Source organism: Citrobacter sp. RHBSTW-00986 (assembly GCF_013783065.1).
Lineage (GTDB): Bacteria > Pseudomonadota > Gammaproteobacteria > Enterobacterales > Enterobacteriaceae > Citrobacter > Citrobacter braakii.
Window position 1 is genome coordinate 4,101,516 of the sequence record NZ_CP056200.1, and the last position, 15,544, is coordinate 4,117,059.

Annotated in this window: 11 protein-coding genes; 2 read left to right on the plus strand and 9 right to left on the minus strand. The window is 43.3% G+C overall.

The features are described from left to right. Positions 1-31 precede the first annotated feature (31 nt). The 5 genes from nhaA to HV345_RS19870 form a co-directional block, all read right to left on the minus strand. A complete protein-coding gene (gene nhaA, locus HV345_RS19850; protein WP_016151635.1) occupies positions 32-1,198 on the minus strand; it encodes a Na+/H+ antiporter NhaA in 1,167 nt (388 codons plus the stop codon). A 156-nt stretch (positions 1,199-1,354) separates the two neighbouring features. Beyond that, positions 1,355-3,070 carry an aryl-sulfate sulfotransferase gene (locus tag HV345_RS19855; protein ID WP_181635961.1) on the minus strand — a complete coding sequence of 572 codons (1,716 nt, stop codon included), beginning with the start codon at positions 3,068-3,070 and terminating at the stop codon, positions 1,355-1,357. Between the two features lie 118 nt (positions 3,071-3,188). Beyond that, positions 3,189-4,439 (minus strand): cytoplasmic protein, encoded by a 1,251-nt coding sequence (locus HV345_RS19860; protein ID WP_047414469.1) that lies wholly within the window; start codon positions 4,437-4,439, stop codon positions 3,189-3,191. 24 nt (positions 4,440-4,463) lie between these two features. Beyond that, positions 4,464-5,663 carry an anaerobic sulfatase maturase gene (locus tag HV345_RS19865; protein WP_181635962.1) on the minus strand — a complete coding sequence of 400 codons (1,200 nt, stop codon included), beginning with the start codon at positions 5,661-5,663 and terminating at the stop codon, positions 4,464-4,466. Between the two features lie 98 nt (positions 5,664-5,761). Beyond that, positions 5,762-7,255 carry a sulfatase gene (locus tag HV345_RS19870; protein WP_181635963.1) on the minus strand — a complete coding sequence of 498 codons (1,494 nt, stop codon included), beginning with the start codon at positions 7,253-7,255 and terminating at the stop codon, positions 5,762-5,764. A 573-nt stretch (positions 7,256-7,828) separates the two neighbouring features. Here HV345_RS19870 and HV345_RS19875 point away from each other — a divergent pair. Beyond that, positions 7,829-8,587 carry an outer membrane protein OmpK gene (locus HV345_RS19875; RefSeq protein WP_181635964.1) on the plus strand — a complete coding sequence of 253 codons (759 nt, stop codon included), beginning with the start codon at positions 7,829-7,831 and terminating at the stop codon, positions 8,585-8,587. A 110-nt stretch (positions 8,588-8,697) separates the two neighbouring features. Then, a complete protein-coding gene (locus HV345_RS19880; RefSeq protein ID WP_181635965.1) occupies positions 8,698-10,269 on the plus strand; it encodes a bifunctional UDP-sugar hydrolase/5'-nucleotidase in 1,572 nt (523 codons plus the stop codon). A gap of 64 nt (positions 10,270-10,333) precedes the next feature. On the opposite strand, the gene HV345_RS19885 is transcribed toward HV345_RS19880, so the two are convergent. The 4 genes from HV345_RS19885 to dnaJ all read right to left on the minus strand — a co-directional run bounded on the left by HV345_RS19885 (position 10,334) and on the right by dnaJ (position 15,539). Further along, positions 10,334-12,046, minus strand: a complete 1,713-nt coding sequence (locus HV345_RS19885; RefSeq protein WP_181635966.1) for an aryl-sulfate sulfotransferase — start codon at positions 12,044-12,046, stop codon at positions 10,334-10,336. Between the two features lie 901 nt (positions 12,047-12,947). Further along, entirely contained in the window at positions 12,948-13,271 is a 324-nt protein-coding gene (locus HV345_RS19890; RefSeq protein ID WP_046275510.1) for a phage holin family protein, read from the minus strand. Continuing rightward, on the minus strand, positions 13,262-14,215 hold the full coding sequence (locus tag HV345_RS19895; RefSeq protein ID WP_181598605.1) for a LysR family transcriptional regulator: 954 nt from the start codon (positions 14,213-14,215) through the stop codon (positions 13,262-13,264). The genes HV345_RS19890 and HV345_RS19895 overlap by 10 nt, the downstream gene beginning before the upstream one ends. A gap of 190 nt (positions 14,216-14,405) precedes the next feature. After that, positions 14,406-15,539, minus strand: a complete 1,134-nt coding sequence (gene dnaJ / locus HV345_RS19900) for a molecular chaperone DnaJ (RefSeq protein ID WP_008786151.1) — start codon at positions 15,537-15,539, stop codon at positions 14,406-14,408. Between the last annotated feature and the right edge of the window lie 5 nt (positions 15,540-15,544).

Genomic DNA, 15,544 nt, shown 5'->3' on the forward strand with positions numbered 1-15,544 from the left:
CCCTGAAAATTGTCACGAAAGGGTTATCCCGTCAGGCTGCTGCGTTCAACCGGGTGCGTAACCAGCAGTAACCTATTACCGCCGACAGCAAAGAACCGATCAGGATCCCTAGTTTCGCCCAGTTAATCAGCTCAGGATCGACGGTCCCAAACGCCAGGCTGGCGATGAAAATCGACATCGTAAAGCCAATGCCGCACAGAATACCGACCGCCATAATTTGCTGGAAATTCGTTCCCTCCGGCAATTGCGCCATCCTGAAGCGTAACGCCAGCCAGCAAAAGAGGCTGATACCCAGTGGTTTCCCGATTAACAGGCCAGCAATGATCCCCAGCGGTAACACCGAGGTCAGTCCATCAATGGTGACGCCCTGCAGTGAGACACCCGCGTTAGCGAAGGCAAACAACGGTAGGATCAGGTATGCCACCCACGGGTGCAGAACATGCTCCAGACGCTTCGCCGGTGAACGCCCGTGTTTTTCCTTCAACGGAATGAAGAAACCGACGATCACACCCGCCAGAGTTGCATGCACGCCAGACTTCAGTACGGCCGTCCACAGCACTACGCCAACCAGAATATAAATACCGGTACGTCTTACACCGCACAGATTCAATGCTGCCAGGACAAGGATCGCGCACGCGGCAACGCCCAGCGACAGCAGCGAGAGATCGCTGGTGTAGAACAACGCGATGATCACAATAGCGCCGAGGTCATCGATTATCGCCAGCGCCATCAGGAAGATTTTCAACGCCAGCGGGACACGGCTGCCCAACAGCGCCAGCACGCCTAATGCAAAAGCGATATCTGTTGCCGCCGGGATCGCCCAACCCTCACGGGTGATAGGGTCAGCATAGTTGAATGCCAGATACAGCAGCGCCGGGACAATCATGCCCCCGATAGCGGCAATGATCGGAAACGCCGCCTGGCGCAGACTGGCCAGCGAACCTTGCATTAACTCGCGCTTCACTTCCAAACCGATCAACAGGAAGAACACCGCCATCAACGCGTCATTGATCCACAGCAGCATATTTTTGTTGATCTCAAGCGCGCCAACCCGCAGTTGAACGGGCGTTTCCAGAAAGGCGTGGTACCATCCACTGGTAACCCCGATATTTGCCATCAGCATAGCAACCACGGCAGCGATGATCAGAATGATGCCCCCCGAGGCGTCACTACTAAAAAAACGATGCAGATGTTTCACTTTTATTCTCTCTATTGGGTGAATACTTCGTAAATACTATCTTACACCTTCAGAAAGCTCGTTAAAATTAGATTATTCATGATGAATAGATCGGTTTTTACGAACAAAAAAGCCCGAACAGATGTCGGGCATAGAGCGCAAAACACTGAGACCTAATCAGGCATACAGTCCCATTTTATAAACGCGGAAACTGGTGATGTCATAGCGATAGCCTACGCCATTCACTTCCTCGTTTTTATAGTAACCAGAGGTCATTGTCGCCTCAAAAAGCACCGACTTGGTTACCGGTTCAATTTCTTGCAGAAGCAAATTCCCCAATGCTTCATTTCCTTCCTGCGGGTCAATAATGTCGCTATCCCCCGGCTGGCAAGAGATAGCTCGGCCATTTTCGTCAAATGTGCAATCGCCGAAATGCACAACGATGTTGCCATTCTGCAACACCTCTTTGGCGCTTACACAACTACTATAACCGCGAGCTCCCAACTCCTTACCGTATTCAAAAGGGCGCATTACCGTCATTGCGTTCAAATCAACGATAAAGTGTACAACCCGGCTGTAATTATCTGGTGGAAGCAGGCTTTTACTATCAACACGAGAGCGATAGTTACCATTGTCGAATACCATAAATTCGACCATTCCTGGTTCGTCATTAGCCACTTCCGTCACATTGTGTTGTCCCCACGACCAAAAATCACGGTTTGCCGCATCCACATCATCCTGATTGCTGAAGTCATAAAGAGAGACACCATCACTGTCGACCGGAGTCAGAAGGTAAGGCTTATACTCCTCGCTCCAATCTTCATGCGTGGACATAATAAACTGCAGCGATTCAGTCTCGAGGCTGATGCCAAAAACAGCGCTCTGATGACGCCCTGAAGCGATCAGCAAACTATTCGTTTCATTAACATAGCTTTGGTTGATATGCAGCCAGTCCTGAGCGGTCGGATCTTCACCAGGTGCCGTCCCCGTTGGTCTCGCTGTACGTGAGGTATCAAGAATAGCGGCCATGTCGTAATAGGCAATTTCCAGCCCGGTAGATAAATCCACGACTGAGACGCCATCTTCATTAGTCTTCAGTGAATCCGGTCTGCCCGAGGTATATTCGGAAGGCGCGACGATGGTACTACTGTCCCATTGCCAAATTGAGTGGTGGAATTGGTTATCCAGAATATAAAAAGTATACAGCCGTCCCATCATGTCGAACTCATACATCTCAAGGTAGGTGTTTTTAGCTTCTGATGTAGCCAGGAAATGACCGTTATCAATGCGCACCAAATTGAATGACGGGAAGTCCTGTGTCACGTACCAACGCACCACGCCATCCTGATCCAGAGCGTAGTTATAGCGGTCGAAATGCGTAATGAAATAGCAGCCCGGCGCAATCAGGTCGGCGTCAGTCACTGGTTGAGTCACATTGATAACAGGAAACCCTAACTGCACATCTGCAGAATCCGTTGCAGGTAAAGGTTGGGTTGCTATCGTATAAGTGGCGATAACGACTTCATCAACCAAAATAGCCAGTTGGTTATCGACATCAGCCACGAGGCCAAGTACAGGCAGCAGATTCGCCCCCACATTCAACGTAAAATCTTGCACGACTTGTATCGCACTTTGCGCCAGATCCTGAATTTTCAGCGTTACAGTACGTTCCTCATCACTCCAAACACCGGCATATGCACTTAAAGGCGCTGTACCATAAGGGTTTAGAACAATGACCGCATTTTCCAACGTATTCTCATCAGTGATCCGAGCCAGACAATCTTGATAAACAGCGGTATGACTGAGAACCATCTCATTATTGCTGTCAATCTCCTGATTAACAGCGGGACGAGGTGTAGGCAACTTAATATCGGGGGAAATAATCTTTTTCATTATGCGTGTCCAATTTATTCATTTCATCGTTCCACAGCGGAACAATAAAATAAATACACTGGGGATGTATCAATCAGGCAATCAAAAAGCATCAATTAATATCAATAAAAACATTCCGTTATCGCATTATATTTTTATTATATTCAAATTTTAAATAATTCAGTACGACCGTAACATTGGCAGGAGACAGGCGGCTAAGCTGAAAGAAAAACGGATGCGTATGCAAAAACTGAATAAATTTAGTGCTGCCCGTTAAGGTAGCGTAGCGTAGCATACTCGTTTTTTTATTTCCTGTGAGGTTACATACGGCTTTAGAGTAACCGCGTGTTGAGAAGGCTCGCCAGACATTATTACGTATTCCGCCACTAAGGAACACTCGATAAGGAAAGTCTTTATCCGGAGGTGAAACCCCCATTTCTCTTACAAATGATATATGACAACGACCTTGCCGCACAGATTGCAGATTAGCCATCATACATCCTCCTAATATAAAACACTCATGATCGATGTCGTGCTGAACATTGAGGGAGTGCTCATCCGTAAGCTCTTTGACCAGCTCAAAATGCCGGTACGCGGGAAGAACCGGTTTTACCAACATCCCGGGATCGTTTTTGTAAAGCGTGGCGGGACCATAGTCGATATCAAATAGGGTATTTCGCCGCATCGTCATGAGTTCTTTGCGTTGGACAAGATGCGCTAACGTCCCAGGCGGCAGACGTTCCTCGTATTCAGAAATGTACTGATATTCGTTTTCGACAGGCTGCGTGGAATAATTAGTTGTCACAGCGATAACCCTGCCACTGCTCTCTTCTGCCGTAACCAGAGCATACAAACTGTTGTCGCCGCCATTAAATTTAACCCGAAAAGCGCACGTACTCATCGCCAGATCAAACGCAGGAAAAACGAACTCTCGTTCAGCCTCATTTACCTTGCGGGATAATTTTTGTAGCGCACGGTTTAGACCCGTGCTGTCTAATGAAAGTGTCGCTCTAATATCAGACAACGAAGCGCCTTCCTGGATAAGTCTGGCAAGGTTTTCCTGACGGATATCTGCCTTATGTTCTCCTGGGGAAACGAACGTTTTGTGGCACTCAAGGCAATATAGTCGCGCCTCTCTTTGAGCGGAAAATCCATATTTTTTCAGTGATGAACTACCGCAGCCAGGACAAGCTTTAATCAATCCCTTCCAGGCCTGGTTTGCCGACTGACGGAAGAGATTGAGCGAGTACTCAGAAATGATGGGGAACAAAAATCCACATTCTCTACACAGAATCTCCTTCCCTTGGGTTAAATAATCCGGACTATTTAATATACCCATATTTTTACAAGTAGGTGTTTTACAGGCATCAACATTGATTCGAGAAAACATATTCACTCCCTGCGAATATTACTATTACACAAATATTGTTTTTATCTCTGCTGGCGAAATATTATTTTCATAGAGCGTTTTCATCGCCCCCATCGCTAGTGCAGTATGGGAAAAAAACAACTGATAACCAGCACATAAAAAGTTCTGATTCGATATTCCTGAGACTGAGGGGAGAAATCGGTGTTTAGGACATCCACCATTGCAAGCAAACTGCCACTGACAGGAGTAACATTCTTGCGCCATGGTACGGCTTTTATCATTGCCGAATTGCCGATTTTGCTCACTATTGTTCATCGCACGCACCGTTGTATGCTGAATATTCCCTAGTTTGTACTGCGGATAGACAAAGTGATCGCAGTTATAAACATCACCATTCATTTCCATTGCGAATGCACTGCCGCACGTTGGAGAAAACACGCACACATGCGGAGGTAATCCGCACCAGGCAGCCAGCGTCTGCTCAAATATCTGTATGCCAATATTACCAATATCCTCACGAATCCAGATATCAAAAATAGCATTGAGAAAATGGCCGAATTCAAGTGAGTCAACGGACCACGGCATCATTTTCGTTTGTTTATCACAGGGTGCAGCCAACTCGGCATCGCTGCTGTCACTACGCCTCTCTACTAATGGAATAAACTGCATATACTGGCTACCAATGCTTTTCAGATATTGGTAAACCTGCAGTGGATGAGACATATTAGTGTGGTTAACCACCGTCAGCGTATTAAACTCAACGCCGTGACGTACCAGGCGTTTAATGGCCTGCTCCACTTTCTCATGTGTCGGTTTACCCGAACGAGTAACACGCCATTCATCATGTAGCGCGGCGTCACCGTCAACAGAAATCCCCACCAGAAAATCATTCTTCTTGAAAAACTCAGCCCATTCTTCGTCGATCAAAACGCCATTAGTCTGAAAGGTATTTACTATGGTTCTCCCCTCAGCGTAACGCTGCTGAAGTTCAATCGCCCGCTGGTAAAACGCGCGCCCCATCAGAGTCGGTTCTCCACCTTGCCATGCAAAAATGACGTCATCCACATCCTGTGCGGCAATGTGTTGCTTGATGAATAATTCAAGCATTTCATCTGACATTTTGAAATTTGCTTTTCTGTCTGGATAGAGTTTCTCTTTTTCCAGGTAAAAACAGTATTTGCAGTCCAGATTGCATACTGATCCTGTCGGCTTAACCATTACCTGACAACTTTTCCTTTGCATCACGGAGGTCCATAAATAAAAGAACCCGGCTCAGCATAAAAATACTGAGCCAGGCGGGCATAGCCCTAAGTGGCATACTCTATTTTTTTGTTGTTATCCGATTAACCCCAGGTTACTGGCGTTGGTTTTTCACCTCGGGCTTTCATTAAGGAATCGTTATCAATATCCTTTTTGTACTTCAGGAACTTACCGTACAGTTGTTTTTCGATATCAGGCTGCTTGCCAATCTGATTAAGGGTTTCAAAACGATCTTTTTTCAGGTTGTAGAGGTATTTAGGTTTATTTTCGCGATTGATGATCATTTTCCAGTCACCATCGCGAATAGCCCACTCATCCGTTGGATCATCCTGGAATGGCATATCAATACCAAAAATGAGTGGCTTCTGACGCGCTAACGTTTTCTGTTCCAGTAATGGCACCAGAGACTGCCCATCGTAGGTACGATCTGTTGGCAGTTTAAAATCCATCATATTTGCCAGCGTCGGCATCCAGTCGAGACCATAAACCGGCGTATCCGTTACCATCCCCTGCGGAATATGTTTACCATACTTGATGATTGCCGGAACACGGATGCCGCCTTCCCACAAATTGTCTTTACGACCGCGAAGCCCATCCGTTTCGCCCGCCAGGTTCAGTTCATACACTTTACGAGCCTCGCGTGTGACCGGTCCGTTATCGCTGGTAAAAATGACAATGGTGTTATCTTCTTCACCCATTGCCTTAATCTTATCCATTACTTTACCGACCTGCGCATCCATATAGCTGATATTGGCGTAATATTCTCCCGTGCCGCGCCACGGTTTATCAGCCCAATCTCCGTAGAACAGATCCGGATGCTGTTTCTGGTAGTCGCTCATGTTTTGTGAATACATATCGAGATACTTTTTCGGCGATGCCAGTGGGCTATGAACTTCTGTGAAGGCGACGTATAAGAAAAACGGCTTATCATCTTTCTTATTGTCCAACCACTTCACGACTTCAGAGCTTACTAATTCTCCACTGAAGGTCTCCGCTCTGCCAATCGGCTTGCCATTACGCACAAAACCGGTTGGATGTACCATGCCATGACGCGGGCGCTCTGTTGCGGTATCTAAAGTTGAGTCCGTTACGAACCCGGCAGCATTCACCAGAGTGTAATCGAATCCCATATCGTTCGCTTGCGGCTGATCGGTGCGATCTCCTCCGGCATTCAGGTGTAATTTGCCCATTATCGCCGTGTCGTAGCCCTGCTCTTTCAGCAGATTAGCAATCGTCAATTCATTGCGCCCTAATGCGACGTCTTTCCCTTCAGGGATCCATGAGCGCATCCCGGTACGAAACGGCATACGCCCCGTTAATAAACCAGCACGAGAAGGAGAACACAGCGGCGCAGGTGCATAGTAGTCGGTAAATTTCACCCCTTCCTGCGCCAGCTTGTCGATATTAGGTGTTTGGACGATTTGATGGCCATAAGTCGCGAGATCGCCATAGCCTAAATCGTCTGCAAGAATGATGACTAAGTTAGGACGTTTATCCGTAGCAGCCTGCGCGGTTGACGATACGCTTCCGGCACATAAGGCCAGTCCGATCATACTGGCAACAACAGTTCTTTTCATTTCAACTCCTTTGAATTATCACATCACCAATTACGCAATAAACTTGCCAAAAGGCTTAATATTTTCGGTTGATTTCTGGCACTCACTATTACATCAGCATGCAATAAAGAGTGATTGAAAAAAAATAAAGAAACAAATACATTCGCAGACGCTATATTAATAATTAAAGTATCATTTTTATTTATATAAACTTACCAGAAAATTCTATTAAAAAACTGCACAATAACAAGTGACGAAGATCCCAAACACCTCCCTCACCCTCTCTATATCTCGTTAATGTCAGCATATGTTGTTTTCTCGGCACTAAGTTGCTAATAGCGAATAAGTCATACAAAAAGAATATCGAAAGCATCGATAAAAAATATTCGCGTTACTCCGGTAACACGCCTTATATTCAAAAAAACATAAAGTTAGCATAAAAAAAACAACACCTCCCGACACTTTCTCAAATTAATATTCGAACACTGGTATTTTTGCGACACCTATCACTCACAAACAAAACATCAACCAATAGACTTCCTTTTTTTCAAAAGCATTACACTTTATTATTTTCTTTACCTCACGGAGCTGAGCATGAACAAAAAATACATTAATAGTCTACTTGGTGCATGCCTTATCTTAGCCTGTTTTAATGGTCATTCAGCTGAACTAAAACGCGTATATGGGAAAATTAGTCTCGGGTATGGTGACTGGAATAAAGGTTTCGTAAACGTCGATCGTGGTGAAGTGTGGAAAGCGGTGGCTGATTTTGGCGCCGTTTTCGACAGAGGTGAATTTGCTTCATTTTACGAAATGAACGTTCTCAACCATCCAGTCGAAGGACGGAACCACGTTACTCAGTTTCTCGGACATTATCGTCCGATAGAAGGTTCTGATTTTACGTTGATGACCAAACTCTATATGTCGATGGAGAACACGTTTGGTGATGAATTGAATATGATGTATGGGGTCGGCTACCTTGGTCTGGTAGAAAAATCATGGTTCATTAAACCCTATGTGGCTATACACAATTTATCCAACGACTATACGTCAAAAAAATACGGTCAGGCTACTGGCCTTAACGGATATGTACTTGGTTGGGTTGCGGCATATAATTTTGAAATGTTTAACGAAAAATTTTCTGTTTCCAACTGGAATGAAATTGAAATGGATCGTAATGATGCCTATGCAGAGCAACAAGGTGGACATACTGGTCTGAATGGCGCAGTGACTTTCACATGGAAATTTATACCTAGCTGGACTGCATCGGTATCCTATCGTTACTTTAATAATAAATTAGGTTATAAAGATTATGGTGACCGTATGAATTATATGATTGGCTTCGAGTTCTGATTACTATCAAAATAAATAAAAAAGAAATAACCCAGTTTGAAACTCTGCATCCGATATATCAGATGCGGTGAGGTGTAATTGTCAATATATCGAATAAATGGAATATGAATATGAATGTGAAGAATAAATTCTCGCTGTCCCTCTTGTCTTTATGTATTGGTTTATCATCTGCTATAACCATTACTGCAGATGCCAGAGACATTACCATTTACTACACAAATGATTTGCATGCTCACGTTACACCAGGGATTATTCCTTCTGTGTCGAAGACACGTGAGGTAGGAGGATTTGCTCCTATCTCTAAAATAGTTAAGGATGCCAAAGAAAAAGATAAAGATGTTTTTTTCTTTGATGCAGGTGACTATTTTACTGGCCCTTATATCAGCACCTTAACCAAAGGTGAAGCCATTATCGATATTTTGAATACCATGCCCTATGATGCCGTTTCGGTAGGAAATCATGAGTTTGACCATGGACATGAAAATCTAGTCACACAACTGAGTAAACTTAAATTTCCGGTACTGCTCAACAACGTGTTTTACAGCAATAGTGATAAACCATTAATTAAAACACCTTATACCATCGTCGAAAAAAATGGTTTGAAAATTGGTGTTATTGGGATGCACGGCGTTTCGGCATTTTATGAAGCAATTGCCGCAGGCGTCCGTGAAGGTGTTGACTGCCAGGATCCCGTACCGTATGTGAAGAAACAACTGGAAGAATTGAAAGGGAAAGTTGACCTGACAGTACTGCTCGCGCATGAAGGTGTACCGGGTCGTCAATCCAGCGGTGGTGATGAAGACGTTGCCCGTGCGCTGAAAGCTGACGTTGAAATGGCTAAAACGCTTGAAGGCTACGGGTTGAACGTACTGATCACCGGCCATGCCCATAAAGGTACTCCAGAACCCATTAAAGTCGGCGATACGTTGGTGGTTTCAACTAATGCCTACACGATTGAGTTAGGCAAGTTAGTCCTCGACTGGAACCCTGAAACCAAAAAAGTGGATAGCTACAATGGTAAGCTAATCACGATGTACGCAGATACCTATAAGCCTGATCCGCAAACACAGGCAAAAATCGATGAGTGGAACAATAAAGTTAAGAAAATTACCGACAGAGTCGTCGCCTACTCACCTGAGATTTTGACCCGTTCTTATGGTGAATCTGCTACTACAGGTAATTTAATTACTGATGCTTTGATGTATAAGGTACCTTACGCCGATGCCTCATTCTATAATGCTGGCGGTATTCGTTCCGAATTACCCAAAGGCAACATTACATATGGTGATGTATTGAGCATGTATCCATTCACTAATGATGTAATGAGTGTGGAGATCAGCGGTAAAGATCTCAGGTCAATTATGTCTCATGCCGCAGATTTGAAAAATGGGACGCTACACGCGTCAAAAACGGTACAGTTTAAATACGACAGCACAAAACCGTTGGGGCAGCGTATTGTTTCGTTTAATATTAAAGGAAAACCGGTAGAAGACAGTCAATTTTATACTATTGCTCTGGATTCTTTTATCGGGAAAGGCGGTGGTGGATTTAGTTTCACCAATAGTAAAAATGTTAAATACATTAAGGGATTACAAACCGCTCAGGCAATAATCGATTACATGGAGCATGTGAAGAACATTGTTCCTGATCACACAATGCGTGTTGACGATATTAGCAAATGATTTTTTAGTAAGATCATTTAATACATAATGCGGCCACAATCATGGCCGCATTCATTTTTACTTATCAAAATAATGGCAGTTTATAAACTCTGAAAGCAGAAATATCATAACGATAATCATCACCATTTACTTCAGCATTTTTATAATAACCTGACGTTACCGTCGCCTCAAAAAGAAGCTGTTTCGTCTGCTTATTGATCTCTTGTAATACCAACATCCCCAGCGCCTGACTTCCATCTTGCGGATCCACAATATCACTGTATCCCGGTTGGGCAGATAGAGGACGACCATTTTCATCCATGGTGCTTGCACCAAAATGGATGACCAGATTACCATTGCTCAATAAATGCTTGGCACTTACGAAGCTGCTGTAGCCCCTGCTACCAACCTCGTCTTTCCCATATTCATACGAGCGTGTTACCGTCATCGTGTTTAGATCTATTCTAAACTGAACTACCCGGCTAAAGTTATCCTTTGGCAACAAGCTCCTGGCATCGTCTCGAGAACGATAATTTCCATTGTCAAAAACTAAAAACTCCAGAATACCGATCTCAGCATTTGGAATCTCTACGATATTATGCTGCCCCCATGTCCAGAAATTACTGTTCGCTAAATCAATTCCATCTTGAGTAGAAAAATCAAACAGCGGATTACCTGACTCATCGACTGGTGTCAGCAAGTATTCCTCAAAGTCGGAGGCCCAGTCTTCATGATCAGCCATAATAAAACGCAGTTGGCCCGAGTCGACATCAACACCGAAGATGGCACTTTGGTGACGCCCTGATGAAACCAGCACATTATTGGTTGTATTAATATAGCTCTGGTTGATATGCAGCCAGTCATCCATCGTAGCCGATTGACCCGGTGCACTTCCTGATGGACGTGGCGAACGAGAATAGTCCATCACTTTTAACATGTCATAATAAGCAACCTCAAGCCCTGAAGTGAGATCGATAATGGAAACACCATCTTTACCTGTTGAGTAATCATCTGGACGTCCATTAGTATATTCCGAGGGGGCAATAGCCAGATTGTTCTCTAATGGCAGAATGGAGTGATGAAACTCATTATCAAGGAGATAGACTGCATATACTCTGCCCATTACGTCAAATTCGTACATATCCAGGCAGTGATTAATTCCTTGTGACGTAGCCAGGAAATGCCCGCTGTCTGTTCGGACAAAGTTATAAGAAGGAATTGCCTGAGAGACATACCAACGAACGATGCCATTTTGATCAAAGGCAAGATTATAGCGATCAAAATATGTTGAAAAATAAAGGCCATCTACAACTAATGAGGAATCGTCAACTGACTTTGTCACAGTGATGACAGGGAAGCCAAGACTGATATCAGCAGAATCCGATGGCGGCAATGCTGATGGGGTTACCGTGTATTGCCCAACAATCTGCGCACCTGAGATTAAGGTAACGACATTATCCTCCCCGGCAACCAGACCCGAAACTGGAATCAGGTTTGCACCGGTCTGCATGCTGTAGGTCCAGGATACAGCTACCGTTATCCCCTTGCTATCCTGCACATTAATTTTGATATCTTCATTCAATTTCCCCCAAATACCCAGATATAGGCTTAAAGGTGCCGTACTATAAGGATCTAACGTAACTATGGCATTATCATAATCATTAGTTTCCACCACTGCAGAGAGGAGTGTTTGATAGATTGCATTATGCGAAAGCACCGTTGCGTTATCAACATCAATTTTCTGGTTAACTGGCATACGAGGTTCTGGTTGACTAATTTGTAATTTATTAATTTGCATATCTCTATCCTTTCACAAAAAGTTTTCATTTCCAATCGGCTATATAATCCGATAGCTGGTAAGATAAACAGAACCGTAGTATTCGTACAAATAACTAGTAATAAAATAATCTAAAAAAACATCTTTATGAAGAAACAAAAAATTTATGTGACTATAAAACCATCTATTAATATGCTATGCCATATATCCCCAAATAAAAGTCTATAAATTGCCATTCAGCCTATGTCAAAAAACTCAATAATGCCTCCCTACCCCCCTAATGGCCAATTAAATAAATAACTCCTATTTAATTTAAAATTAATACAAACTAAAAATATCATAACTTATGTGACACGTATCGTTTTTACATGCAATAGGTATGCATATGTATTGAATAACAGAAAATTTGTATTTAATATTTCTGAACACATTAAACTAACCATGGTATATAAATGACCATTTACATTATTAAAAATAGTTGTATGTATGATAACGCCAGCCATGAATTAAAAAGTAAAGATGGGAAGCGAACTATAAAACTTACTCATATGCGTTCTAAATGTTTAAATTTCATCCTAACTCATGCGCAAGAACTGGTGATAAGGAAAAATCATATTGCGGAAGCATTATGGGAGGACAGGAGTACATTTATAAGTGATGCTAATCTGACTCAACTACTCTATCTGGTCAGAAAAGACCTGAGAATTTTTGGCATTGACAATTTGTTCATTACAATTCCACGTCAAGGAGTACAGATTAATGAAAACATAGAAATAAAATGCTTAAATAGCAAACATCATTTCCTGCAGAAACCGTTTCTGTATTATTATGCAATGATTTTATTTATTACAATAATTCTATATATCACACTAAGATTTTACTTGCTTTAAGTATGGTAATGCCCATGGACGGGCAATACAGCTCACTTAGCAAAAACCTGTGCCAGTTTATCTTTCAACATTTTCAGTACGGGCCCAGCAAAAACCCCTCCCAGCCCTGACAATATGAGTATCATATTTATACCAGCACCTTTATCAAGAGCAATGCCAGAGAGTAAAAAACCTGTAAAACATGAAATAATGACTTGTTTTAAACATCCTGCTATATTTTTTTTCTTTCGTCCCCGGGCTTCTCTCATGAGATAGCTAACGACTCCCCCCCAAGCACTCACGATAATAATCGCAAGAATAGTCTCTAGCTCTATAATATACTTTAAGGCAGGTTCTGAACTTATTATCACTGACATAAATTATCCCGATCATTTATAGATGAATATTTAGATTGCAGTATCACTATCCACTCTCTAAGCACAACATAATATTTGCTTTTTTTATATAAAGAAGCATAAACAGGGATTGTTTTAAAAAATAATTCATCAGGCAGTGATAATATTTTAATGTTATACCCTCTGGTATATTTAAAAAATGAAGCCAACTCAAGAGGTACAATGCAGATCATATTTGTTGTTTCTACTATATTGACTACCCCTAACATAGAATCGCTGCGATAACCTATTTTACGTTCTGTTCTATGATCAACGCTATTGGTATAAACCATTACTTCCGGAGAGAACATATCAGATTGATATACCGCATGTGAAAAAGTATAAAAATGGTGTAGTGAGATTTGCTCTAAGATTGATAGTGGATTGTCGTTGCCACAAATACAAACATATTGCCTAAAAACGTCAATAAGATGGACTTCAATATCAAAGTTTTTTGGTGGTGAAAGATTAATTAAAATATCACCCACTCCAGAAAGTAACATTTCAGCCAAAGTATCTTCGCTATTTTTATTTACTGCATAATGATTTATTTCATACTTTTCAATTAATTCATCATTCCTAATAAAATGATGGAGATAATAATTCTCTACAATATCACTCCCTAATAAAGTTATTGCTGGAGGATCGTAGTTATTCTTTGAAAGTGAATATGTAGCGTTGATTACATTCACAACATGGCTATAGGCCTTATGGAGTTCCAATCCTTTTTTCGTAGGCGTCAACCCTTTTCGGGTTCGTTCAAAGAGCTTAAATGAATAAATATTCTGTAATCGACTTAACGCCTGAGAAACAGCAGCTGGTGTTATGGATAATCTCTCGGAAGCTCGAGAAGCGTTTCCGGATTCCACAACGGCATTAAATATCTTAATTAAATTGAAGTCAAAATCATTTTCGCGCACAAGCATTTCACTCACCTTTTCTTCTATTAACTGAGCAAAAAATAGAAGAAAATCTTTATTTTAAAAAATCATTTCTCATCATTTTTCCTGAAGATTTATTCTTGATATCTAACTAATTATTTTTGTATTCGATACAAAAATAAAAAGCCCAGGATTCTTCAATCCAAGGCCTTTTAATTAATAAGACAGCTGTAAATTAGCGCGTCAAATCGTCAAAAAATTTCTTCACACCGTCGAAGAAGCTTTTAGAGCGCGGACTGTTTTGCTCGCCGGTCGGGCCGCCAAAGCTGTCCTGCAGATCTTTCAGCAACTGCTTCTGCTTGTCGTTGAGGCCTACCGGGGTTTCAACCACCACACGGCACAGCAGATCGCCCTGTGCGCCGCCGCGTACTGACTTAACGCCTTTACCACGCATGCGGAACAGTTTGCCGGTCTGCGTTTCGCCCGGGATTTTTAACTTCACGCGACCATCCAGCGTCGGCACTTCAATCTCGCCGCCCAGCGCTGCCATCGCAAAGTTAATCGGCACTTCGCAGTACAGGTTATTGCCTTCACGTTCGAAAATTGGGTGCTGTTTTACCTGCACCTGAACGTACAAATCGCCTGCTGGCGCGCCATGTTCACCGGCTTCACCTTCACCCGCTAAACGAATACGGTCGCCAGTATCAACCCCAGCCGGGATCTTAACGGACAGCGTTTTGCTCTTCTCAACGCGACCATGACCATGGCATTTGTTGCACGGGTCTTTAATCAACGTACCGCGGCCCTGACAGTGTGGACAGGTCTGCTGTACGGCAAAAAAGCCCTGACGCATCTGCACCTGACCAGAACCGTGACAGGTTGGACAGGTCTGGGGTTGCGTGCCCGCCTTCGCACCGCTGCCGTGGCAAACATCACACTCTTCCAGCGTCGGAATACGGATCTCTTTGGTGACGCCACGCACGGCTTCTTCCAGAGTGAGATCCATGTTGTAACGTAAATCAGCACCACGTGAGGCGCGCTGACGACCGCGACCGCCGCCAAAGATATCGCCAAACACGTCACCAAAGATATCGCTGAAGTCGGCCCCGCCGCCAAAACCGCCGCCGCCGCCCATACCGCCTTGCTCAAACGCTGCATGGCCGTACTGATCATAAGCCGCACGTTTTTGCGCATCGGTGAGGATCTCGTACGCTTCTTTGATCTCTTTAAACTTGGCTTCGGCCTCTTTATCACCCTGGTTGCGGTCCGGGTGATATTTCATGGCCAGGCGCTTGTAGGCCTTTTTGATTTCACGCTCTTCCGCTGATTTGGAAACGCCTAAAATCTCGTAATAGTCTTGCTTAGCCATCTCTT